At 39.5% G+C, this 23,405-nt stretch carries 21 protein-coding genes; 11 read left to right on the plus strand and 10 right to left on the minus strand.

What is annotated here, in order from left to right:
* Positions 1–12: 12 nt before the first annotated feature.
* On the plus strand, positions 13–624 hold the full coding sequence (locus tag J1G40_RS03440) for a hypothetical protein (RefSeq protein WP_265241011.1): 612 nt from the start codon (positions 13–15) through the stop codon (positions 622–624).
* A 72-nt stretch (positions 625–696) separates the two neighbouring features.
* On the opposite strand, the gene J1G40_RS03445 is transcribed toward J1G40_RS03440, so the two are convergent.
* Positions 697–1,443, minus strand: coding sequence for a phosphatase PAP2 family protein (locus J1G40_RS03445; RefSeq protein ID WP_265241012.1), 747 nt, complete (start codon positions 1,441–1,443; stop codon positions 697–699).
* 84 nt (positions 1,444–1,527) lie between these two features.
* Positions 1,528–2,091: a hypothetical protein gene (locus J1G40_RS03450; protein WP_265241013.1), complete on the minus strand. Its 564-nt coding sequence runs from the start codon at positions 2,089–2,091 to the stop codon at positions 1,528–1,530.
* Between the two features lie 262 nt (positions 2,092–2,353).
* Here J1G40_RS03450 and J1G40_RS03455 point away from each other — a divergent pair, with 262 nt between their 5' ends.
* From J1G40_RS03455 to J1G40_RS03475, 5 genes are all read left to right on the plus strand, one after another.
* Positions 2,354–3,223 (plus strand): DUF4382 domain-containing protein, encoded by an 870-nt coding sequence (locus J1G40_RS03455; protein ID WP_265241014.1) that lies wholly within the window; start codon positions 2,354–2,356, stop codon positions 3,221–3,223.
* A gap of 109 nt (positions 3,224–3,332) precedes the next feature.
* Entirely contained in the window at positions 3,333–4,082 is a 750-nt protein-coding gene (locus tag J1G40_RS03460; protein WP_265241015.1) for a DUF2268 domain-containing protein, read from the plus strand.
* A gap of 475 nt (positions 4,083–4,557) precedes the next feature.
* Positions 4,558–6,432, plus strand: coding sequence for a hypothetical protein (locus J1G40_RS03465; RefSeq protein WP_265241016.1), 1,875 nt, complete (start codon positions 4,558–4,560; stop codon positions 6,430–6,432).
* Between the two features lie 5 nt (positions 6,433–6,437).
* Positions 6,438–7,145 carry a hypothetical protein gene (locus tag J1G40_RS03470; protein WP_265241017.1) on the plus strand — a complete coding sequence of 236 codons (708 nt, stop codon included), beginning with the start codon at positions 6,438–6,440 and terminating at the stop codon, positions 7,143–7,145.
* A gap of 16 nt (positions 7,146–7,161) precedes the next feature.
* Complete coding sequence (locus J1G40_RS03475) at positions 7,162–7,374, plus strand: hypothetical protein (RefSeq protein ID WP_265241018.1); 213 nt, start codon at positions 7,162–7,164, stop codon at positions 7,372–7,374.
* Between the two features lie 287 nt (positions 7,375–7,661).
* Here the strand turns inward: J1G40_RS03475 and J1G40_RS03480 are convergent, their stop codons facing one another.
* Positions 7,662–8,303: a bacteriocin fulvocin C-related protein gene (locus J1G40_RS03480; RefSeq protein ID WP_265241020.1), complete on the minus strand. Its 642-nt coding sequence runs from the start codon at positions 8,301–8,303 to the stop codon at positions 7,662–7,664.
* A 654-nt stretch (positions 8,304–8,957) separates the two neighbouring features.
* Between J1G40_RS03480 and J1G40_RS03485 the strand changes: the two genes are divergently transcribed.
* From J1G40_RS03485 to J1G40_RS03500, 4 genes are all read left to right on the plus strand, one after another.
* Positions 8,958–9,647 carry a GOLPH3/VPS74 family protein gene (locus tag J1G40_RS03485; protein WP_265241021.1) on the plus strand — a complete coding sequence of 230 codons (690 nt, stop codon included), beginning with the start codon at positions 8,958–8,960 and terminating at the stop codon, positions 9,645–9,647.
* A 250-nt stretch (positions 9,648–9,897) separates the two neighbouring features.
* Positions 9,898–10,668, plus strand: coding sequence for a hypothetical protein (locus J1G40_RS03490; RefSeq protein ID WP_265241023.1), 771 nt, complete (start codon positions 9,898–9,900; stop codon positions 10,666–10,668).
* Between the two features lie 308 nt (positions 10,669–10,976).
* Complete coding sequence (locus J1G40_RS03495; protein WP_265241024.1) at positions 10,977–12,494, plus strand: PQQ-dependent sugar dehydrogenase; 1,518 nt, start codon at positions 10,977–10,979, stop codon at positions 12,492–12,494.
* Positions 12,495–12,771: 277 nt separating this feature from the next.
* The gene (locus J1G40_RS03500; protein ID WP_265241026.1) at positions 12,772–13,212 is read left to right on the plus strand and encodes a BLUF domain-containing protein; all 441 of its coding nucleotides are present in this window, start codon (positions 12,772–12,774) and stop codon (positions 13,210–13,212) included.
* Positions 13,213–13,321: 109 nt separating this feature from the next.
* Here the strand turns inward: J1G40_RS03500 and J1G40_RS03505 are convergent, their stop codons facing one another.
* The 5 genes from J1G40_RS03505 to J1G40_RS03525 all read right to left on the minus strand — a co-directional run bounded on the left by J1G40_RS03505 (position 13,322) and on the right by J1G40_RS03525 (position 19,416).
* Positions 13,322–14,779 carry an alpha/beta fold hydrolase gene (locus J1G40_RS03505; RefSeq protein ID WP_265241028.1) on the minus strand — a complete coding sequence of 486 codons (1,458 nt, stop codon included), beginning with the start codon at positions 14,777–14,779 and terminating at the stop codon, positions 13,322–13,324.
* Positions 14,780–14,799: 20 nt separating this feature from the next.
* Complete coding sequence (locus J1G40_RS03510; RefSeq protein WP_265241030.1) at positions 14,800–16,314, minus strand: M1 family aminopeptidase; 1,515 nt, start codon at positions 16,312–16,314, stop codon at positions 14,800–14,802.
* A gap of 115 nt (positions 16,315–16,429) precedes the next feature.
* Positions 16,430–17,524: a helix-turn-helix domain-containing protein gene (locus J1G40_RS03515; RefSeq protein ID WP_265241031.1), complete on the minus strand. Its 1,095-nt coding sequence runs from the start codon at positions 17,522–17,524 to the stop codon at positions 16,430–16,432.
* 195 nt (positions 17,525–17,719) lie between these two features.
* Positions 17,720–18,598, minus strand: coding sequence for a DUF5694 domain-containing protein (locus J1G40_RS03520; protein WP_265241033.1), 879 nt, complete (start codon positions 18,596–18,598; stop codon positions 17,720–17,722).
* 74 nt (positions 18,599–18,672) lie between these two features.
* Positions 18,673–19,416 (minus strand): NUDIX hydrolase, encoded by a 744-nt coding sequence (locus J1G40_RS03525; protein ID WP_265241034.1) that lies wholly within the window; start codon positions 19,414–19,416, stop codon positions 18,673–18,675.
* 99 nt (positions 19,417–19,515) lie between these two features.
* On the opposite strand from J1G40_RS03525, the gene J1G40_RS03530 reads away from it, so the two are divergent.
* Positions 19,516–20,559, plus strand: coding sequence for an alpha/beta fold hydrolase (locus J1G40_RS03530; protein WP_265241035.1), 1,044 nt, complete (start codon positions 19,516–19,518; stop codon positions 20,557–20,559).
* A gap of 58 nt (positions 20,560–20,617) precedes the next feature.
* On the opposite strand, the gene J1G40_RS03535 is transcribed toward J1G40_RS03530, so the two are convergent.
* Positions 20,618–20,962, minus strand: a complete 345-nt coding sequence (locus J1G40_RS03535) for a hypothetical protein (RefSeq protein WP_265241036.1) — start codon at positions 20,960–20,962, stop codon at positions 20,618–20,620.
* 126 nt (positions 20,963–21,088) lie between these two features.
* Positions 21,089–23,395: an FdhF/YdeP family oxidoreductase gene (locus tag J1G40_RS03540; RefSeq protein WP_265241037.1), complete on the minus strand. Its 2,307-nt coding sequence runs from the start codon at positions 23,393–23,395 to the stop codon at positions 21,089–21,091.
* Positions 23,396–23,405: the final 10 nt, after the last annotated feature.

Raw genomic sequence — 23,405 nt, forward strand, 5'->3', positions numbered from 1 at the left:
AATTGATTTAAGATGCTAACCAGTGTAATAATTTCGGTCATAGTTGGGGCCATTTGTTTACTAATTGCCATCCTGTATAAAAAGAATACGAGCCTAAGGATAACATTAGGTAGTATAGGTGTGGTGTTACTGTTTTATGGTGGATATAGTTATGGGGCAATGCACCCATTAGCCATAATTGAAACTTTTGACACCGGTAATAAATTACAAGTTGAGTATCCGGTAAAAGATGTGCAGGTAATATCTCCGGTTGATGGTGATGCGGTAAGATGCCGAATCCTTACTATGGGAGTTTATCCGGAAAACCATGATAAGGACATTTGGGTACTGCTAATGCCTACAGACAAAAAATTCTATCCACAGTCGGACTATACCAACACCTCCTATAAAGAAAGTGGTAAGTGGCAGGTGGTTACCAGGTTTGGTGGGGACCAGGGCGAATCTTTTGATTTAATAGTATACGAAACCAATGCAGCAGCTTCTCAGTTTTTTAGTGAAACCATTGCCAATTGGAAAGCAGCCAATGATTATGAGGGGTTAACCATGGAGGAAATACCTCCAGGGGCCACAGAAATAGATAAGATTCAGGTTACCTTAGAAGGCAATTGCCGGGGGATACATTAATTATAATCAGCGTTACTTCCGGGGAAAGATGCAGGACAAGATGGGGATTCAGCCCAGCCTGAAAACAAACTTCTAAAATACCAGCACAAAATAAAATCCGGCACTGTCGTGATCCAGTTTTGGAGATAGCACTAATTTTTCTGATTGTTTAAAAGGGTTCCAGTTAAAAAGATAATCAAAATGGTAGATTATTTTTGTGACTGCCGTTCCTATAGCAGCACCCATCAACACATCGGATAGCCAATGTTTGTTTTGAGCCATTCGTAAATACCCGGTGGCCAACGCAAATGCATAACCAGAATAGGCCAAAAATGGTGCAGTGTTCTTAAATTCCTCATAGAGTACTGTAGCGCTTGCAAATGCTGTCGAAGTATGGCCTGATGGGAAGGCTCTGTAATCTGTGCTGTCTGGCCTTTCTTTATCTATATTTGCTTTTAATCCTTTTGTAATGAATTGCGTAAGCAATAAAGAGAATGTCGCATTTTTTGTTTGGTCAAACCAATGATTTTCAGCTTCAATACCAATGCAGTCTGCTATGAATACGCCTGCGAGTGGCGCATAGCGGGTATAATTGTCAATATTGGTGGTTAGGTTGCGGTATATTTTTGGCTGCAAATCTTGCTCAAATTTGCTCTTATTGATCAATATAGCACTTCCTGTAAGGGCTGCAGGAAGGATCATTTTTTTAAGAAGTGAAGTTTGCTGTGTGTTACTATTGTTGTTTGATATGGAATCTACTCCGGCTGTTAGCTGCCCAAAGCAAAGTGCTGGATAACTTATGAAAATAAAAGAAAATAAGATGCTTCTTAGAATCGACATATGTTCATTTAAAATACATAATTCTATTTATAACCTGCAGTAACTAAATCGCTACTTTATATAACGAGATTGTATAGTGCCGCTCTAGTTACTTAGTCGCTTCATTAAATTTAACATCCCATTTATTTTATCGGACACCTCATTTGCAGATTTGATAGTTGTTTCGGAGGCTAATTTTAGTTCTTCATCTACTGTAACCTTATGTTCATTTAACTCGTGCAGCGTACCATCTAACTTGGCTTTGGCTAACTTCAGGCGTTTTTTAATGTTCTTATTTCTATCAATATTTTTGGGAGAAACAATGCCGAATGCATATAAAGTATACAAGAGGATACAAATAAAAAGGCAACTTGGGATTATTATTACCGAGGCCAGGATGGCAAATATAATGTTGTTGGTGTTTTCGTCAAATTCTTCTCCGGCATCATTATGAAATGCTTCGTGGCAATGCCCCGGGCCGTCTATGGGCCAAAAAGAGAAGTTGATGATTTTTTCAAAAAGCCGCCATTGCCATGGGGCCTTTTCTCCTGACGAATTGTGCTGATTGTAGTAGCCAATCCTGGAGGATACTGTGTTGTCTGGATTACCCCCCGCGATAACATTTCCCAATTGATCAATAGAGACAAAAAAATTAGCTATATAACTCATGTGTTTCGCTTTTAATGATTAACCGGTGTAGTGAATTGAAAGTAAGAATAATCTTTCATAATTCGAAATTAGTAATGATATATGGCCTATTTTGCGTGGTTTTGTTTATAGATTATGCCTGCCATTTTGTCTATAAAAGGGATAGGGAGACCGTATTTCATCGAAAATATACCTTAAAATTAAAGTTAGAAGTGGATAAAATGTTATACTGCACAAAAATTGGGGCGATTATTTGATTTTAATTAACGTTAAAACTAGAAGTATGAAAATTAAATCTTTAATGTTGTTCCTATTGGCAGCAATGGTAATGATTAGCTGTTCTAATGAAAATGATGGCCCGGAAATGGGCAAGTTAATAGTGCAACTTACCGATGCCCCTTTCCCGACAGACGATGTAGCGGAGGCTAATGTAACTATCTTTAAAGTAGAGGTACGTTATAAGGGAGACAAATCCGAGGGGGAAATGCCCGAGGAGGAGGGAGCGAAATCTGAAGAAAACGGATTTATAATAGTGTCTGAGGAAGAAAAGGAAGTAAACCTGTTAGAACTTACTAATGGGGTTACAGAAACCCTTGTAAATACGGAGGTACCTGCAGGTTCTTATGACCTGATCCGGGTATATGTTAAAGGGGTAAATGTGGTCCTTAAAGAGGGCACCGAGTACAACCTTAAGGTACCTAGCGGAGACGCCACCGGCATTAAAATCTTTATAAAACCAGAATTGGTGGTCGATGGGGGGTTGACATCCGACCTATTGCTAGACTTTGATGTGAGCAGATCATTTGTTCCTAAAGGAAGTGCAGATGCCATTACAGGGTTTAATTTTAAGCCTATAATAAAGGCCAGTAATATGACTATTGCAGGAACACTCACAGGCCTGGTCACCGAGACCATAGAGGATGTGGTTACTGCTGTAGAAGGGGCACAAGTCACAGTATATAATGGGGAAGAAGTAATTACGTCTACCTTTACTGATGCCGAAGGAGGTTATGCAATTATGGGCCTGGATGCCGGCACATATAGTATTACCATAGAAAAAGAAGGCTATGAAATGCAAAGCTTAGAAAATATTGTAATAATTGCAGGGAATAAAACCCAACAAAACACGGAGTTGGCCTTGGTGGCACCATAGTTACAACAGGCTAAAAGATAAAAAAGGCAGTATGGCAACATGCTGCCTTTTTTGCGTCTATTGTAACATTTATGCTTTATGGAAGTCTTCATAACAAAACATAGACCTAATGAAACTATTGAAGATACTGTCATTAATAATTACTTTGTTAACAATAAGCAATTGTAAAAATGACTCTAACAGCGGTGAATCAACAAAATTGCAAATTGCCTTTAAAGAAGATTCGAGCAAATTTACAATGCCTCAAAAACAACTGATCCGTGAAGTGATATTTAATTCAGAAAAGGAAGTCCGCACGCTTTTACCTGAGCTCCCGGATAGTATAAAAGTAGTGGTTGAAGTTGTAGACTGGGATATTGAATCAGTAGGAGGGGTTACCGGCCGAACAGCATCTAATATACCTCCTTTAGTAGAAATTCAGGTATCTTATAGATTTCCAGGCGGGATCGCAAATGCGGTTAAAACTGCTTTAAAAGATGTTGTTTTCCACGAATTTCATCATTTATACCGCGGGTGGGCGATTCAGGATAACAAATTTGAGCAAGGAATAGCAATAGCTGCTGTAAACGAAGGATTGGCCGTTGTTTTTTCTGAAGTGTATACCAATTTGATATTGGAAGCAAATAGTCCACCAAAAGATTCAATTGCCGATAGTTGGGTTAAAGAAATAATGGAATTGCCTAAAGATGCGGATTATCAAAAATGGATGTTTCAACATCCCGACGGCAGAACGTCTATTGGTTATCGAAGTGGAAATTATCTGGTTAGGAAAGCTTTGTCCAATTCAGGGATAGACATTCTAGAACTAAGTGAATTGACCCCCAACGAAATACTAAGCCTATCTGGATATTTAGATTAATCAATGCTATGCATAATATGGTGACATCAGATGTAAAATCTGTACGAGAGTATTGAAAAAGATTCCTTCTGTCTTGGCCAATGAATAAACCACTGCAGATCTACCTGGCCCTGATAAAAGGGGAGGAGCTTATCTCCAGACATGCTACAAACAAAGCTATAGTTTTGCCAATCAATATTCACAATATGCATCCCAGCTGCTGCATTCTCATGTATCTGGGGAGGTTTTCCTCTATATGATGCAGTAGTATTTCTACCAAAACCTTAATAATATCAAAGTAAAACCATAGAAATACTATGGTTTTTATATAGTGTGGTTTAAGGTTCAATTTCTATTTTTAGAATCTCAAAAATTAAAGCACTTACGCTTTATTTCCCCAATATAAAATTAAAATTTTGACTGTAGATTAGGTATTCCTTTGTAAGTAGGAGCATCTAATATCTAGGTTATGCAATCTTAATTAATAGGAATAATTATGATATCTAAAGCAGTAGATTCTCCATTATGGGTTACCAATAGTAGAATAAGTCAAATGCTATTACTTATAATGCTTATTATAGGCCCCTTAAGTGTAGAACTCTGTGCACAACAGCTTCGATCTAGTTTTGCTATAGATACCGCGAAAACTCAGGTATTTCCCTACGATCTTGAATTTTCCTTACAACTAATAGGTAAAAAAAATACTCCAATAAAACATGCATATTTGTTTAGACTTAATAATAAGGAGGAAGTTATTTTTGACAGGAATACCTCTTTGATTAAACTCGGGTGGTTACGCTCATCAAATTTGGACTCTTTGATAAACCTTAAAATTGCAAAAGATTCAGTTTCCACTATTAAGAGAATTCAAGCTAATAAAGACATAGTTTCGAAATGGACAAGAAAATCAGACAGTTTAAAGGAATTATCAATAGAGATAAACAAAATATCGAGTACCCAGGAAACTACCAGCGAACTCCTTAAACTAAAGTATCAAATAAAAAATAATGAATCAAAAATTAAGGAGTACGAAGAAGATGTAAAATATTTAAAAGATATAAGTGAAAGAACAAGGTTTATCAAGGAGAAAAAAAATGGAGCAGAATTGCTTCCTCCCCTAGAAATAATAAATCGAAATGGTGATAGCGTTACTGTAAAGATTCCACCATTAAGACCAAATAAAAGGTATTTAATTGTCGCCACTAATGAGGCGAAGAAAGTAGCGGTTCTAGAGCGCTTAGCAAAAAATTATTATAGCAATGAAGCACTTGATGAAATAGAGCTGTTCTTGATTCCAAAGAGGAATTTACCCCAAAATAAATCAATTAAGTTCATAATAAATCCTCGGCATTTAAGGAAAGATTTGGATAATTCAAAAGAAGGATTAACCAAGTTATTCAAATCAGATTCAGAAGAAATTCAGTACACAAAACTTCCGCCTAAACTGAAACATCCTGGTCCTTTTTTACCATCACATGTAATTAAGGATTCATCTATTGTTATTAATCCTATGGTAGAAGGTTATCTAAAAATCAATGGATTACTTTCAACATTAAGAAATAATGGAGATCTTATAATTCAAGGTACATATGGAATTAGTTTTGATTCAATTGGTAGATTAAGTGTCAATATTAATAAACCAACTACTAGTCTTAGTTCTCGACTTAACAATATTATAAATACGCAACAGCATATTAGTTCATCTAGGCAGTACTTGTACTTTCTTACACCTGAAGTAGATTTAAATTTTCATGAGTATAATAATTACTTTGAGGAAGTAAATAAAGTAGCCGATCAGAATAAGAAAAAAATCGAGGATAAGCTTAAAGTGAGAAGCGATATAGATAAATACTTAAATAATATAAACGTTCCTGTAGGATTGCAAACAAACACTGTTCAAAACAATACGTTCAACTATCAATTTGTGGCTAGAAACAGCAGACTAATCAAACCAGATTTTGGCCTACTTTATTACTTTTCTGACGGGTTTTCTGGCTTTGCTCCTTACACAGGTGTACATTTTGATATTCGTCCTACCAATGAAGATGTTCCTTTTTGGCAGATTAAAGGGTGGGAAAAATTTTTGACAGTCCAGCTGGGAGTACCATTATTTGCAAAAGAGCTTACAAAGGGTGAGCGAAGAAAACATTTGGTTGGAGATACCTTTTCCCTTTACGGAGGAATTGGAATTAATTTATCACATGCTATAAGAATTGGCTATGGAGCTATACTATTCAAATCCTTAGATGGTAATGTAAATGGGGATAGTACTTTCAAGACCAACTCTGCACATACCGTATCTGTAGGGATAAATTTAAAGCTTAAGTCCTTATTTGAAGGTATTTACGGCTCATTTAAATCTATAAAATAAAAATAATGAAGATTAATAGTATATTTTTTTTAGCAACTTTATTGTTCTTGATGGGTTGCTATGATCCTAGTGAGGACCTAACTTCAATTGACGAATTTCAATTCAATCTCATAGAATCTCGCGACAGTCTAATAGCCGATGGATTTTCTAGTTACAATTTTGTTGTAAAACTACCTGGTGTAAAGTATGGTGATTCAAAGGAGGTTACTTTAAAAAGTACTTGGGGCTTATGGCCCAATGATTCTACTTCCGCTAAAATGCTTATTGAATATAATAGTAATGATGACGCCTATGTTGATACCATTAAACTTAAAGCCTCAAGAACAGCAGGTCCATTCACAATACAAGTAAATGAAGGTTCTGATCATCTAAGAACAGAAGATTTTGAATCAATTCCGCAATTACCCTCGTTTGTTCAGGTGATATCAGATTCAATTAAATTAAAATTAACTCCTGGGAATTCTACAAAATTGAGAGCACTTTTTTTTAATAATAGTGGATTTCCCAGTGACAATACTAAATTCATTTTTTACACTGATGCAGATGTAACTATTTTCCCTCGTGAAGTTTATATTGAATCATCAGAGACTACAGCAACATTACAGATTTCAACAGAGACCAAAGTTGATACTATTAAAGTTTATGGGGAAATTCCTGCCCTTGGACTATCACAACCTATTATTGATACACTTAAAATTGCAATAATTAATTAATAAAAGTAAATACATTATGAGCGAAAAATTTGAATTTACTGCTGCACAACAAAATTTTCTTAAAAAGAAATTGGGAATTGATGACATGAGTAATGTAAGATTGATTTTTGAAGTAGACTCAATAAATACTCAAGGTATTACTGAGGATTATACTAACAAGTCTGCCAAGCTTTCGTTTATGATGTGCCCATGTCCTGATGGCGGATGGAGTTGGTTGTGTTGTCCGTGAAATAATGATTAATGCTATGCCTACTTCACCTTTGATGGAGTGATTTGAGCTTGGAATAAGGCCAAATGAAAAAGGTCTAGTAGGCCTTTTGATGTACTAGGAAGAATAGTGATGGCTAAACTTTATTTGAGGCTCATGAATATAGAGGCAAAATGTTAAACTTAATAGAGTAGGGGACCTTATTAAAAAAAGTCCCCCTACCAGCATTCTTGACTATAACTGTGCTTAAGGTACATTTTCTTAATGCAAAGAATTTTCCTTTGGATACAATTGATGCGCTAAACAATTTACTTGGGTTCGCAAATACCCGTACAAGAAAATACCCATCCTGTGCCGCAGCCAGGCCAAGTTACATTGCAATCAACATCTGCACAGATTTCATCGGTATATCTACAATCTCCTCTAATTGTACCGGAAAACGCCACACTGCAATTGCAATCTACATCAGCCTTGATCATCTGAACCATTGCCTCGGGGCCGGGTCCGATTTTGGTGTAGAATTTATTTAGGCTTAAACTGTCACCATCAAAGAGCGGAAGTGCCTTCTGCCAATTATTTTCCATGAATTCACCAAATTCTAAACCAGCAATTGAATCCGTATAAAGTGCTGGTGTAATTTTTTGAAGTAAATCATTGAGAAATGATGTCCGCTCGGTTTCCTTTAATTCTTGCAATTTAGATGCAATTCTATCTTGCCATAACGCACTTTTAATCTTTGGGTCAAGCGAAGCGAATACATTAATTTGATCCGAGCGATGTAATTTAGATAAGGCAGTCCTAAACTCTGATACGGCAGATATGGATTCAGTCTTTTCAACTGTTTCAACAACATCTTCCTCCTGAGATTCCGCTTTTTTGGGGTTGCAACCAAAGAAAATAAGCAGTGTAATAATTGGAACGATCAAATAAATAAATTTCTGTGTTTTCATAACTGTATATATTAATTCAATTACAATGTAGTTTAAATCTTAAGTAGTACCAGATGGTATTATATCGGTGGTAAGAAAAAGTGTGCAAATGGACATAAATAGCTGATAAACAAAGTAATGTGCCTAAAGAGCAAACAATTAAAACCGCGGAAATAGCTTGATCATATCTGAGAGCTATATATAAGTCCAATTGATGCAGGGCATTCAAATTGCTTACAATTTCTTACGAATAGTTTCTGTACCAAAGCTTAACAAAATGAAATATAATAGTATTTAATGTGTGACAATTTTGAATGTCTATGTACTAATAGATAAACAAGACATATAATCCATGAAAAATACTTCCAAAGAAAATACTTTTAAAACCCGCCTTATTGAGTTCTACCATTGCGAACTACGTATCTTTAAAAGGATTTTGAATATTAAATAATTCCTCGTTTTCAGAGATGATTGGAATTGTTGGCGAGTTGATGTTCCTGCATTCTTATAATACGCACACCCCTGGTAACACCTGATATTATTGCAAATACCTGGTATATGTCCTTTTACAGTACAGACCTATTTGAACTTTATAATGTTCTCACGTTAATTAATAAACCTTTTATTGTAACATTCCTGAATTTTAATTAACTAATATATATATAAACTTATTTTATGATAGACTTGAACCTGGCAGATAAATTGCTGTTACTGGCATTAGATGATGAAAAGGGAACATTTGTATCCGGGCCATTTGCTTTAACTTATGGATTAGCTGGTGCTATATTATTAGAACTTTCATTAAAGGAATGTATCAAAATAGTTGACAAAAAAGTTGTTGTAAATAACTTAAAACGAATTGATGATGCTTTGCTTGATAGTTATTTACAGCTATTGGTACGTTCAAAGAAAAATCGCTCTCTTAAATATTGGGTAGAAAAGTTTGGAAACAAAGAACGATTGATTAAAAAAGAAATCCTTGATAAGCTAATATTGAAAGGAATTTTAGCTAAAAGAGAACAAAAGTTTTTATGGGTATTTAACAATGATAAATTCCCAACTGTTAACTCTAAGCCAGAAAATATCCTACGAAAAAGATTATGCGAAATAATAGAATATAGTAAAAAGCCAACATTAGAAGAGCTTATGCTGATCAGTCTTATTGATACTTGTGGTTTAAATAGAATAGTTTATGGTAAGGATCGTTCCAAGAGATGTAAAGGCAACATAAAAGCAATTATAGCTGATGCAAAAAATAGCAGCGCTATTAGTGCTACCATTAAAGAAGTGCATGAGGTTATATTAGCAATGCTGGTTGTGATTATTTCATCTTCAATTGCAACAACAACAGTTACGAACAATTAAAAAGTGGATAATTGCTTTTAAATACGTGACGGGCAAATACATCCTGTGAATGTTTGCGATTGGGGGCGAGCTAATACGGCTGACACATTCGGTTTAATTTTAGAAGGTCTGTAGTTAAAACTACTTCACTACCTCCCGTCTTTGGGATATTTGGTTAAAAATCTTAACATTTTTGTGGATTTTATCGAAAGTTGGACATTAGGCGCAATATGTAATCTTCACCAGCGTTGCCTCAATTAAACCCCTTATCATGAGAGCTTTATATTACCTGCCCGTTTTAGTTTTGTTCCTATTTATTTCCTGCAGTACTGAAGAATTAGGAATAGAGGAAGAATTTATTGAAGACAATATTGGGCAGGAGGACGAAGAATCTGTTGATGAGCAAGGAGACAGTTGCCCGGATGTTGGTTTTATATTTGAAGAAAGCAACGGCATTATTAGCATTGAGTTCGAAAACAATGATTTTCCCGAAGGTTGGAAATTAAAAAATGATGTGGCTGATGTCTCCGGTCAGGGCTATATGCAATGGGAGGGAAGCCCTAGCTTGGGAACTCCTGGTAATGGAAGGGTCACCTTTCCGCTAATGATCACAACTACGGGTACGTATAAGTTTACCTGGAGATCCTCTTTTAGAAAAGGCAGCAATGGTACGGAACACAACGATACCTGGTTAAGTTTCCCGGATGCCAAGGATTTCTATGGCAAGAAGGGCAATGGCAGCGTAGTTTATCCCAGTGGTAGTGGAAAGTCGCCAAATCCCAACGGTGCCACAAAAGACGGCTGGTTTAAAATTTACAGAAGCGGAAACAACAATAGTTTCAGTTGGCAGGCCATGACCTCAGACCATGATGGCCACGATATTTACGTAGTTTTTGAATCTCCGGGGGTATATGAATTACAGGTGTCTGCCAGATCTGATTTTCACGGTATAGACAGGATGCTTTTGTACAGGGAAAATATTTCCCAGAATGATGCTCTTGATCAAGCCGACGCTTTTAGCGATAAAAAAAGCTGTAACTAATTTGGTTTTTACAATGGGCGAGCGGCCCCTGCTCCGAATAGCGGGAGGTGGGAAAGAAGGATAGTGTCACCTGCCCAAGCCTTTTAAATTTTTCCAAAACTTTTAATTAATTATCCGCGAATACCGAAAACGCTTTCGGCATCCCAAAGCAATAATTTATTCTAATAAATATCGTTAATATATATAACGTTAATACACCAGGTGCTATGATATTGTAAAATAGCTTCGTCTGTGGTAGGATAAGAAGTTGAACATGATTTTGCCGCAACGCTTGCTGTTAGTTTTCGTCACCGTTAATATAAAGAATTATGTTGGCCCCAAACACCCCAAATCAGAATTCTAAGATAGCTTTCAAACTAAATGATACTTACAAATGGTTGAAAGCAACAACGAAATTTGCATTGTTGTTTTTTTTGCCCATACTGCTGAGCTGTAACAGTTCAATGGATCCCGATTCGCTAGAAGAAGAAGTAATTGATCCGGACGATGACACGGTGGATCTGGTAGGAGCCCCGGCCAATTATCAAAATCACTGTGGAGGCTGCCATGGGCAAAACATGAGTTCATTTGTAGAACGCGATTGGACCTATGGCAATTCTGCCGAAGAACTGGTGCAATCCATCACCAATGGATATACTAACAATGGTATGCCGGCATATAGCGCTCTTTTAAGCGAACAAGAAATTGAGGAATTGGCTGATTATATACTTTCGGAAATTGAAGGGAAAACACAAGCCATGTTGGAGGAGGAAAACCCAGATTTATCTGGCTTGATTACTTCAGATGACCTTAGTTTTCGAGTGGAAACCATAACGGATGACATTCCCGGCATTCCCTGGGGTGTAGTACAATTACCTGATGGGGATATTTTGGTTACAGAGCGAGGAGGAAGACTATTCCTGGTTCAAAGTAACGGGCAATTGGCAGAAGTTGATAATCTCCCGAATATTGTTTCGCAGGGGCAAGGTGGCTTATTGGATGTGAATATACACCCTGACTTTGAAAACAATTCCTTGATTTATCTATCGTATTCCAGGGCCAATCCTAATAATTCATCACAAACAACCACCGCTGTGGCAAGAGCCATACTCAATGGGAACAGCCTGAGCGAAGTGGAGACCATTTTTACGGCACTTCCATACCTAAATAGCGGTACACACTATGGCTCAAGACTAGTGTTTGATAACATTGGATACCTCTACGTTTCTGTTGGAGACCGTGGACAAAGAGACATCTACCCACAGGCATTAGACAATGCTATCGGGAAAATACACCGCATCCATGACGATGGCGCGATTCCTACTGACAACCCTTTTTATAATACGGCCGGAGCGGTCAATTCTATTTTCACTTATGGCACCCGAAACCCTCAGGGTATGAGTCTGCACCCGGAAACCGGAGCTGTTTGGGAAGGCGAACATGGACCAAGGGGAGGTGATGAAATCAATCTTTTAGAAGCGGGCAACAACAATGGATGGCCGGTAATATCCTATGGTATCAATTATGATGGTACCACCTTTACAGATCTTACGCAAATGGATGGTATGGAACAGCCTGTTCACTACTGGGTTCCATCAATTGCGCCTTGCGGTATGGACTTTGTCTCCGGCGATTTTTATGGAAATTGGAGAAACGACTTGTTCGTCGGCGCGCTCGCAGCCCAACACCTTCATCGCTTAAAAATGAATGGCAACGAGGTCATTGGCCATGAAACACTCTTAGATGGTATAGGCAGGGTACGAGACGTACATATGGGTAGCGACGGGTATCTTTACATTGTGGTCGAGGGGTCGGGTAGACTTATACGCCTTGTGCCTGAGCAATAGCCCTGACGGGCTATACACAAATTACTGACATGTTTGTTCTATAATTTATATTATGTCAAATAGCTTTTTTTGATATAGCCCCACTGAACGGTTATTATAAATACGAACTGATACGGCTACCTCTTTACCCCAAAGCGCATTGTTTGAATTATAAATTCCTCATAAAATTATTCAAGAAGTAAAAATCTTTGTAATTTTCAATGAGGATGCTCCCCTGAATTGATCTATTATCTCAACATACAGCTATTGCTAACCAATTTCTGAAACTACTTTAGTTATGTACAGCATTACCTATAGATCTGTCTGCGACCCATCTTTTGACGAAAAAGACATTTTAAAGATGTTGTTGAAATCACAGAAAAAGAACAAACGCCTGGGGATCACTGGTTGTCTGCTGTATCACAATAATAAATTTGTTCAACTCATTGAAGGCAATGAAATTACAGTAAAAACACTTTACGCTACTATTCTAGAAGATCCTCGTCACAGCAATGTACAGTTATTGCATTCGGCTTTTAGCCCGCTGCGTTTATTTAGAGATTGGAGCATGGTCTTTAACAACCTGAACACTAAAACCGATCAGGTAGAAGACAAACGCCTGCTATTTGACACCATTTACCACGAGTCTGATATTGTTAGTTCCCCGGGGAATTCTAAAATTACGCTTTGGACTAATGTTTATGATATTCTTTATGCTGAAGGTTCGCTAACAGCATAGATGACCAGGCGCTGCTCACTGCCTACTTCTTCCAGCCGCATCATCTCGCAGCCTTTTTTAATCATCCACAGGATAATCAAAAAAGATCTCGTGCTTATTGCTCAAAAGATCATCTTGTCCTTAGATTTAAAGGCGCCACAATGCGCTCGGGAACCACAAACTCCAAAGGATGCTCTGCCTTTAAATAGCCCTGCATAATTGGCAGCAGCTGGTCCAGGGCTTCACTGAACAAATCATGAGAGCCGTGTTCTACCACTACTAACCTGCCATTGGTAAAAACTTCCAGTATCTCCTCCGCATTACTCACTGGTGTACGCGCATCTTGTCTTCCACATATTAAAACTATTGGGATCCCCGACTTAAAGTATTGGTTTAATTCTTTACTAATGTCTTTAATCGGTAAAATATCCATCACTTCAAAGATGACATTGTTTAAAGCATTCCCCAGAATAGCCTCCTTTGCCTCCGTTTGCACAGCCAACATTCTATCTGAAGCCGTTGCCGAAGCACAGTCTGTCAGTGCTGCCATTAAACTTTCAATATGGGCAAGGCGCAGATGTATCGCCCTTGAAGCCAGCCAGGAATAATCCCCCTTTTTCATTTGAAGATACCGATATGGGAGTTCCCTATACGCTCTTCTGCCCAGGTCTATCCCGGTAATGAATTGCAAATCAAATTTCCCGAGTACAATATGTACTTCCTTGCTGGTTATAGGGTGCGTGGTACTTACACGTATCGGGTGCTGCTCCAACCCCTCTAACACGTCTCTCACCAGATCTGTAAATGAAGGGATCTCCTGAGATAGTTCCGCATTGGTCTTTACCAAGCCAGACAACTGTTCCAATATTTCGTCTGCCGACGAAGGTAATTTTACGGTATGTGGAAGCCCTTCGGGGCTGTCTAGTAAAATTCGGTCTACATTCTCAGGGTACCGCTTTATATACGCAAGTGCATGATGGCTGCCAAAGCTACCTCCAAACAGCATAACCTTGCCATAAGACATAGCCTGCCGTAATGCCTCCACATCATCAGCCATACTAATTACATTATACCCGCTTAAATCCCGCCCCTTCTTTTGCCAGGACCCGCTGCAATCTTCCATATATTTCCTGTACACCTTCCTGAAAGTAGATAAGTCCAGAGGGGTATCCAATGAAAACTGTAGCGTATTGGGGCAACTCAGTTTAGGTATTGCCCCACCGTTGCCTCTTTGATCTACCAGCACCACATCACTCCGCTCTGCAAAAGCCTTTAAGATCGGGGCAAATTCTGATAAGCGCTGCAAGGCTGAAGGGTCATCTCCAGGTCCGCCCTCAAAAATAAAGATGGGCGCTAGTGGACGCTCATGCTCCGTTTTCATTCTGAAAAAAGGCAACTCAAGCCATTCAGAATTTTCGTTTTCCCGGTTTTCCGGTACTTTTATACGTCCCTTTTCCCCTCTATAGGTATTGCCATCATTGGCTTTTACCGTAGTAGATGTAAGCGAGACCAATTCATAAGCCTGCTGTGCCCTGCTGCCCATAAGGCTCAGCACGGCCAGGGCTATAGTAAGTATACCTCTTTTCATAATTGCCTGTTTTAAAACAATTAAGGGGTATTACTCCCTAAAATTCCCTGAATAACATCTTGCTGGAACGGACTCAGTTGGTCCTTTATGGCAATTTTAAGTTGCCCCTCCTCCACTTTTGCATCCAAACCGGTTACTGACAAATAATCTTCAATAGGCAGGGGTTGTGTGCCCCATATATAGTCCTTAAAAAAATCAGACTGATCTGCCCCATTGAGTACCGACAAGCTTTCTTCCACATCATCTATGACATATTGGTCATTTGTACCACCGTAGCGCTTATAGAACTGCCGCATTAAATGGTCTACACTTTTGGTGTTCCCTGTCGCCTTTCTGATACTAATATCCTGTGCCATGGCCACAAAGAGTCCGCCACCATAAATAAGTCCCCAATGATCGTGTTTTTCTTCCCCTTTGGTCATAGATAGATTTCCCAGGCCACTATCCGCCGTATATCGCTGATAAAAAAGGTTATTCAGGACTCCGAAATAGGCATTGTCGTCCAGAAAACCTATATGCCGCAAGGCTTTTAGGGTATAAAAATTAGTAAACCCTTCGTTAAACCATTGCGTTTCCTGATCGTCCGGGGTAAAAGTTTTTCCGTTCCACATATGGAAAAATTCGTGCGCAAAAATAAAGCGCGATATCATCTTGGCCATTGGGTCCCCATCTTTCTCCAGAATGATGCTGATATTACTGCCTATGATTTCCCCGTCTGTCATATCGCCTACATTTATGATGACCAAAGCTTTCTCTATTACATTATCGGGAGCAGGATTGGGAGGTCCACCCATAAGGTCTATGTAGTAATTTAGTACTCCTGAGGCCATATTTTGGTATACTTCCTGCTCTGCCAGTACATCGTCCCCTCCCAGTGCAAAAAGGAGCTCAAAATCGCCCTCTTTAAAGGAAAGCTCCTTGTGTGTGCCGGCAAAGATCATCGAAAGCATTAAGGCCGCCTGATTATGTGGCTTAAAAGAATGTGGGCCATCTCCTACCCTTTTCCAGGGGGTACTCACCTGCCAGCCTTCGGGCAGGTTAAAATCTACCCTGATGTTGCCCCAGTCGGCACCGTTAAAAATCAACATGGCCCTGCCGGTATAAAAGACCCCCCAATCTGTTGCATAGGCAACCCCGTCCAGGCCTCCATCCCATTTATGGCTGGCATGGTCTAAACGTACTTTGTAGCTTACTATGATCTTCTCTTTTGGGGTATAGGGAAGCATCCATAGGGCATCGGTCATGTCTTTGACTGCTATTTCCTCGCCGCTTGCATCGGACACCTTCAGATCTTGTACAAAGGTAGCCCAGCGGTCTGGTAACTGTCCGGCGCCCTGGGTCATAAACAACAAGCTGTCTTTAGGCACAAAGGTCATCTCAACTTTTGCTGTATGCTTATCGCTTTCCGCTATGGTAATACTATAATTTATCTGATCTTTCTGATGGTTCGGGGCAGACATTCCCCCGGAAGCATTTACTGAATGCAGGCTTATTACCATTACGAGTGGTAATAGCCAATTTGTGATTTGTTTCATGATGATTTGATTTAATTGATGAATATGAAATTTCTTCCACAATACTATTAATTAAACCTGCGGCTTACAATTATAGCTTGTTTGCATTTACAAATCAGAACAGAATAAAGGGGTCTCAGGCGCTTTGCTTTAAGTAGGCCGAAGGTGTGGTTCCCTTCTCTTTCTTAAAGGCAGCATAAAAGGCAGAAGCCGATTTAAAACCTGCTTTTTGAGCCAGCCCCATGATAGTGTACGACTGGTGCTGTTGTGTCTCAAGAGCAGACACTACCTCTTGTATACGGAGTGCATTGATAAAGGTGTTAAAATTTTGCCCGAAATGCTGATTGATATAGCTGCTGAGCTCATGATACGGAAGCTGCAATTGCCGGGAAAGCGTTCTTATGTCCAGATCGGGGTTGGCATAATATTTATGTTCACAAATGGCTTGTATAATGGGGTCTGTATTGGTGCTAACTACTGTGGAACCAACTGTTTTTCTTCTTGCTATTTTACTCAGAGGCTCTACTCCTATTCCAATTTTTTTGTAGAATAGGTATAAGGTCATCATCGAAAATAACAGGGTGATATTCAGGTGCACTACATCTGGTAAGGGCTCAATCCATGTCCGATACAAATAGAAGAACAGGTTTAAAAACCATATAGATGATGTGCCTCCAACAATAATCACGGAAGTCCAGGTTAATTGTTTATCTGTTTTTCTAATTTCATAGAACAATGCTACCAGATATCCTAAAAAATGCAGGTTCCAGGCCACTTTAGACCAGGGATGCTGCACTAGGCTTTGGCTCCATACACCCATACTACTCGATGGAAATACCAGGCCAATTATGGTCAGTATTGTCATTACATAAAAAAAGACAAGATGGCTGGAAGTAAGTGGTAGAATTTTTTTTGAAAAGCTTAACGACTTTATATACAAGAACAATAGCGGTGCTATGGCATAAGACACGGCATTAGATAAGGGTTCAAAGCCATATAACTGATGACCATAATTACTAAAATTCAGGATAGTATTAAGAATTACAATGCCAAGGACAAAGAACAATAATGAAAGTATAGGGCTAACAGGCAGGGCTTTGGGATCTTTTTTTAAAAGATAAGTGTACGACAACAAAAAACAATTCCCCACCCCTACTGCATTGAGTAAGACAGATATGTCTTTTATAATTGTTGGTTCCACAGCCACCGTGCTTTCTAATCTGACGATCACCAGGACAAAATGTTACAGGTCACGGCAAATAATGTATACTACCATCAAATTGGAAATCAACTGGCTTTACACTTGAACAAGTTTTGTTAACTGTAGTTTTTAGCAATGCGCCATAAGTTGACAACAGTACATCAATTGATTATTGCTAATTGCTTATTGCTTATTGCTAAATGTTTATTGTTAATTGCTTACTGCTTACTCCCCCTCAATTAATTCTTCAAGGCGCACCAGGCGATAATCCGGAGAGGCATCTGCCAGAAAATTAAGAATCGGCAGGTGTCCTGCTCCTATCAGAACAAATAATTTATCTTTCCCAGGGGTGGTCATGGTCAGGAGGTTGGAAAAAATCCTCAGATTACGGGTATACCACCAAATAGCGCCATCCGCTCCAAAATAATCGTCTTCCTCGTTCATCTTAAAATTTCCAATCAGGTAATGGCCATGACCTATCCGGATTCTCTCAGGGCTGTTATCTTCCAGCAAATGTTCCAGAAGTGTTTGCTGCGTCTTTTTCTTGTCCTCCATGGCATACATGTCCATAAAGGTGTTGTGGAGCATTTCCTCACGGGTTTGGAATTGGGACCCAAACTTTTCATTAAAATATGCCTCTTTATCCTTGTACGTTTCTTTATTAAGCCCTTCATCAAAGTTTCGTGCAGTGGCGTCCATGGCATATATCTTTTTATGCCCCAGTTCTTTGGCCATTCTAAACCCTATCTGGAAGATTTCATTGGCGGTTAATTGAAATCGTCCGGCCAGGTACTCATTGTAAATTGAGTCTAACTTTGCTTGTCTCGCCTTATTCCATTCAACCGCAATCTTTGTTGGCGCAAAACGTCTGATGGTATTCAGCACCTCTTCTAACTCCTTTTGGCGCTGGGCAGACATGATGTCTACATCGTGCTTCGGTTTATAGCCGTCCAGGCCAGCATCCTTAAAATGGAAGGTCCCCAGCATATACAACTCGGATTGTTCCATAATTGCAAAGGGGTCTGATACCTCTTGTTTTATGGCTTGGCTAAAAGTAATTGTTGAAAATAATAGTGCAGTAATCAGAAAACTGTTTTGGCTCATTTGTGTGGTTAATTTATATCTCAAGGATGAATATAAAAGTAAATTGTTACAGTTCAAAAGATACATTATGGCCACTATCCCATCTTATACTGGTACAAAAATGGCCTTTTGTGAGGCACCCCTCCCCTGGGATGTTCCAGGCGCTCAAATACCTTATAACCAAACATCTTTTTTTGAAACCTGCTTCGATCTACCTTTTTAGAAATTACCGCCTGATATACTTCCTGAAGTTCTCTCATGGTAAATTCCTTCGCCAGGAAATGAAAACCTATCGGGAATACATCTATATCATTTTGCAATTGCTCGTGGGCTTTAATTACAATATCTCTGTGATCTAATAGTAATTCAGGCAGGTTATCCACAGAAAACCATTTACATCCGATATCGAAAATTCCTTTCCCCGGCTGGGCTTCTAAAATGGCGACCAGAGCATAATATCCTACAGAGATAAAACGGTTATTTATCCAAAGTTCTTCTTCCCAGGGAATACCAAGCTTTTGGAATAAATTGCCAATTTCATTGGTAAACTGCCGTTTGGGATCCCCAAAAGTGTAAAATTGTTTACAATACACCCCAGATAGCCCAATGCGTTGTAAAAGGTTTCTGGCTGCTGCCTCATCTAAGGACTCCTCCTTTAAAACATATCCTCCTGGGAGCATCCATTTGTTATCTGGTAATTGAGTGAGCAAAACTTTTAAACAATTTTCCTCATAGCCGAAAATTACAGTGTCTATTGATATACCAGGTATGAACAACTCTCCTCCTTGTTTGATTTGATCTAATAATGCCTTGGGGTTATTGATGTCCTGGGTGTTCATAATCCTAAATATTTGCCAATTAATGGTAAAGTTAAGAAATAAATATAACTTTGTGTCAAATTGTCACAATGAAAACATTCATCAATCAAAAATCACTTTATGTACATTATTTTAAATCAAACAAGGCGCATACTATTTTATTTTTTCTTAGTTGGTTTTGGAGCTTTGCTCTATGGTTTTATGGCATCAGATCCATGTCCGGTACTCCCCTCCTATCTATTTACGCGAAAAGATCCTAATATGAATACTGATAAAACCATAGTACTTAACGATGGCAGAACTCTTGGATATGCCGAGTATGGGGCCCCCAATGGCGATGCTGTATTTTACTTCCATGGCGGTCAGGAGAGCAGACTATCCAGCCAGTTTATGGACAGCACTGCCAAATCCTTAAACATCCGTATTATAGCGCCAGACCGCCCGGGAATTGGCTTATCGTCTTATCAGTCTTACAGGACATTCCTTGATTGGGGAAAAGACGTTGAGCAGTTAGCAGACGCCCTGAAGCTAAAGACTTTCTCTGTTTTTGGGCTTTCGGGCGGAGCACCTCATGTTTTGGCTTGTTCTTATTTAATTCCTGAAAGGATCGTGAATGCCACTATAGTATCGGGCACAGCTCCTTACGATTATAAGGGAAAATTAAAAGGCAGCTGGATTCCAATCCGTTTAATGCATTGGTTTGCCGCTTCAAAAAAAGACAAAAATCTGAGGAAGTTTATAAACCAGGAATATAAGGTGCTTTTAGAAAAGCCCGGAAAAAGGTTGGGTCAACTACAAAAATACCTCCCAAAACCGGATAAAGAGCTTATGACCAGCAAACCTGAATACGGAATTGCTTTTATTCGTGGGAGTCTTGAATCTTATCGACAAGGTATAGATGCCGTTGTTCAGGAATGGCGAATGTACGTAAGGGACTGGGGATTTAACCTGGAAGACATACAGCCTCATATTAATTTGTGGTATGGCGAAGAAGATAAGATGGCTCCAAAATACAAGGGTATCTATCTGCAGCAACACCTCCCTAATGCTAGTCTAAAAATTCTGGATAATGAAGGGCATTTTTCGTTAATACGTAATCATCTATCTGAGATACTAATTCAATTAAAAACTCCAAAACTAATCACAGTCATTGAACAGCAATAATGAAAATGAATTTGGCAAAAGATTACCCACAGAAAGAGATCTAGCGATTCAAGGATTATTAGTCCGGATTTTTCTTCATCTTATTATCTTCGAACTGCGTCTTGGTGAGTAGTACTTTATTGAGGCGTTTGGATTCTTTGCTTTTATAGAGATCGCGAATTAGCTTAAAGCGCCTGGAGGCAGGAATATCCATAGAATCAATAAGTAGACGGATACGTTCTATTTCCGCCCTTCTTGCAGCCTCTGCAGCCAGGTAACCGGGCTCATAATCATACAATGCCGGAGCCTTCTCCCCTTCGGCCTTTTCTTTGGCGGCTTTCTGAGGTTTCTCTTGCGCAAGAATGGGAGCTGTTCCTATAAAAAACACCCCCAGCATTGTTGCTAGAAATATCGCTTTTTTCATGATTACCATACTGTGTTCATCTACAATGTAACACATTTTATGCGAAGCCCAATGAGATGTACCTCTCCCCTGCCGTTTGCCCTAAATCATGGGCTTTAGATCGATAGTCATAGAATGGATTACTGTTCACTGCTCACTGTTCACTGGCGAGACTTTCACCACAATACTTTTGCTTATTGGCGTTCTGCTGCCCTCTGCAAAATGGTTATAAGGTATCAGAAGATTAGTTTCTGGGAAATAGGCTGCAAGATTCCCTTTGGGGATATTATAGGGCACTACTTTAAAGTTCTCTGCCTTTCGCAAAGTACTATCATAGTTACTTGTAAGGTTAACAACATCTTGTTTTTGCAACCCTCTGTCATTCATGTCATCGGGATGCATCAGTACCACCCTGCGTTCGCCATAGATACCTCTGTAACGATCGTCCAGGCCATATATGGTAGTATTAAACTGATCATGAGACCTTATGGTCATGAGTATCATTTCATCTTCTGCCAACTGATGATCGGGAAGTGGGTTAACACTAAATTGTGCCTGGCCACCGGGGAGGTGACTAAAATCCAGTTCGCGCACATTATTAGGTAAATAATACCCCGCCCCTTTAGAACGTTCACTGGTGTTCTCAAACCCCTTGGCTACCTGATCTATCTTTTCCCGGATCAGTTCATAATTTTGCCCCATGGCTTTCCAATCCACGGCATGCCTTCCTTTAAAATAAGCATGGGCAATTCCTGAGATAATTTCCGGCTCGCTCATTATCTGGTCAGAAGCTGGTTTTAGCAGGCCTTTAGATTGCCTCACCTGCCCCATACTATTTTCTACGGTAAAAAACCGTTGCTTCCCACCCCTGCTGTCTTTTTCCGATCTCCCAATGGTAGGCAATAGCAGCGCCGTTTCCCCGGTAACCAGATGGGTGCGGTTAAGTTTAGTACTCACCTGTACCGTTAGTTTGCAATTCTGTAAAGCCTCTGCGGTATACTCCGTATCCGAAGCTGCCATTAGAAAGTTGCCCCCCAATGCCATAAATATTTTAGCCTTCCCTTCATACATAGCTTTCATGGCTCCAACCGTATCTACCCCTTCATGGGCCGGAGGTTTAAACCCCAAATGTTTTTCTATGCGTTCATTAAGTCCCTTGTTAACGTAATGCATAATCCCTACACTTCGGTCTCCCTGTACATTGCTATGCCCCCTAACAGGGCAGGTACCGGCATTGGGTTTCCCAAGTGCGCCTTTGGCAAGTAACAGGTTAACATACTCTTTTATGGTTGCTACCCCATTCTTGTGCTGTGTAAGCCCCATGGCCCAGCAGATAATAATTTTAGAAGATCGGGCCAATAGGTCCACGGCCTGGTTTATTGCTTCTTCTCTTACCCCGGTCATACGCAGTAAATCTGTAGCATTGTATTGCTCAAGATCGGCCGTCAATGCTGCATAACCATTGGTGTATTTTTTTATAAAATCATGATCAAAAACCCCTCCTCTCTCTTTATCTAGTTGCAACAGTTTTTTAAGGATGAGTTTCATCAATGGAATATCCTGATTAATCTTTACAGGTAAATGAAGATCTGCCAGGTCTTGTCCGGAACCAATCCAGCCTTTTAATTGCTGAGGGTCCTTGAAATTAACGAGTCCGGCTTCCTCCAGCGGATTAATACTGATTATACTGCCACCATTTTCTTTGCATTTGGCAAGGGCCGAAAGCATTCTGGGATGGTTAGTCCCCGGATTCTGCCCGGCTACAATAACCACTTCGGCCTGGTAGAGATCTTCTAATACCACACTCCCCTTGCCTATCCCTAAGGTTTCAGAGAGCGCTACCCCACTACTTTCATGGCACATATTAGAACAGTCTGGCAGGTTGTTGGTGCCAAAAGCCCTGGCAAACATGCCATATAAAAATGCGGCTTCATTGCTGCTTCTTCCAGAGGTATAGAATATGGCCTCGTCCGGATCAGACAGCTGGTGCAGTTGATCAGAAATCATAGAAAACGCCGCCCCCCAACTAATGGGTTCATAATGTAACTTCCCTGGTTTTAGCACTAAAGGTTCTATAATTCTCCCCAGTTTATTTATCTGGTAATCCGAGAGTTCTGACAGCTCTTCGACAGAATAACTCTCAAAGAATTTTCTTCCTATATGGGTATTAGTAGCTTCATCTGCCAGCGCTTTTGCCCCATTTTCACAGTACTCTGCAATCTTAGAAGGTTTTGCAGGGTCTGGCCAGGCGCAACTAGGGCAATCAAAGCCATCTGGCTGGTTCATATGCAGTAACGACCGCATAGACTTATATACCCCCATTTCTTTAAAGGCATGCTTCATTGCCACCACTACACCCAGGCGCCCAGCTGCTGTTTTGGCCGGAGCCTTAAGCCTTAATCCGGTGAACCCCGTAGGGCCAGTTAATGATACTTTTCTTTTAAATGGCTTCATAGTTAAGTTC

The organism is Muriicola sp. Z0-33 (assembly GCF_026126425.1).
Taxonomy (GTDB): Bacteria; Bacteroidota; Bacteroidia; order Flavobacteriales; family Flavobacteriaceae; genus JAFMPW01.

Excerpts from the sequence above, each read along its gene's own strand:
- J1G40_RS03440 (WP_265241011.1), top strand. The coding sequence starts at position 13 with ATGCTAACCAGTGTAATAATTTCGGTCATAGTTGGGGCCATTTGTTTA.
- J1G40_RS03445 (WP_265241012.1), bottom strand. The coding sequence starts at position 1,443 with ATGTCGATTCTAAGAAGCATCTTATTTTCTTTTATTTTCATAAGTTAT.
- J1G40_RS03450 (WP_265241013.1), bottom strand. The coding sequence starts at position 2,091 with ATGAGTTATATAGCTAATTTTTTTGTCTCTATTGATCAATTGGGAAAT.
- J1G40_RS03455 (WP_265241014.1), top strand. The coding sequence starts at position 2,354 with ATGAAAATTAAATCTTTAATGTTGTTCCTATTGGCAGCAATGGTAATG.
- J1G40_RS03460 (WP_265241015.1), top strand. The coding sequence starts at position 3,333 with ATGAAACTATTGAAGATACTGTCATTAATAATTACTTTGTTAACAATA.
- J1G40_RS03465 (WP_265241016.1), top strand. The coding sequence starts at position 4,558 with ATGATATCTAAAGCAGTAGATTCTCCATTATGGGTTACCAATAGTAGA.
- J1G40_RS03470 (WP_265241017.1), top strand. The coding sequence starts at position 6,438 with ATGAAGATTAATAGTATATTTTTTTTAGCAACTTTATTGTTCTTGATG.
- J1G40_RS03475 (WP_265241018.1), top strand. The coding sequence starts at position 7,162 with ATGAGCGAAAAATTTGAATTTACTGCTGCACAACAAAATTTTCTTAAA.
- J1G40_RS03480 (WP_265241020.1), bottom strand. The coding sequence starts at position 8,303 with ATGAAAACACAGAAATTTATTTATTTGATCGTTCCAATTATTACACTG.
- J1G40_RS03485 (WP_265241021.1), top strand. The coding sequence starts at position 8,958 with ATGATAGACTTGAACCTGGCAGATAAATTGCTGTTACTGGCATTAGAT.
- J1G40_RS03490 (WP_265241023.1), top strand. The coding sequence starts at position 9,898 with ATGAGAGCTTTATATTACCTGCCCGTTTTAGTTTTGTTCCTATTTATT.
- J1G40_RS03495 (WP_265241024.1), top strand. The coding sequence starts at position 10,977 with ATGTTGGCCCCAAACACCCCAAATCAGAATTCTAAGATAGCTTTCAAA.
- J1G40_RS03500 (WP_265241026.1), top strand. The coding sequence starts at position 12,772 with ATGTACAGCATTACCTATAGATCTGTCTGCGACCCATCTTTTGACGAA.
- J1G40_RS03505 (WP_265241028.1), bottom strand. The coding sequence starts at position 14,779 with ATGAAAAGAGGTATACTTACTATAGCCCTGGCCGTGCTGAGCCTTATG.
- J1G40_RS03510 (WP_265241030.1), bottom strand. The coding sequence starts at position 16,314 with ATGAAACAAATCACAAATTGGCTATTACCACTCGTAATGGTAATAAGC.
- J1G40_RS03520 (WP_265241033.1), bottom strand. The coding sequence starts at position 18,598 with ATGAGCCAAAACAGTTTTCTGATTACTGCACTATTATTTTCAACAATT.
- J1G40_RS03525 (WP_265241034.1), bottom strand. The coding sequence starts at position 19,416 with ATGAACACCCAGGACATCAATAACCCCAAGGCATTATTAGATCAAATC.
- J1G40_RS03530 (WP_265241035.1), top strand. The coding sequence starts at position 19,516 with ATGTACATTATTTTAAATCAAACAAGGCGCATACTATTTTATTTTTTC.
- J1G40_RS03535 (WP_265241036.1), bottom strand. The coding sequence starts at position 20,962 with ATGAAAAAAGCGATATTTCTAGCAACAATGCTGGGGGTGTTTTTTATA.
- J1G40_RS03540 (WP_265241037.1), bottom strand. The coding sequence starts at position 23,395 with ATGAAGCCATTTAAAAGAAAAGTATCATTAACTGGCCCTACGGGGTTC.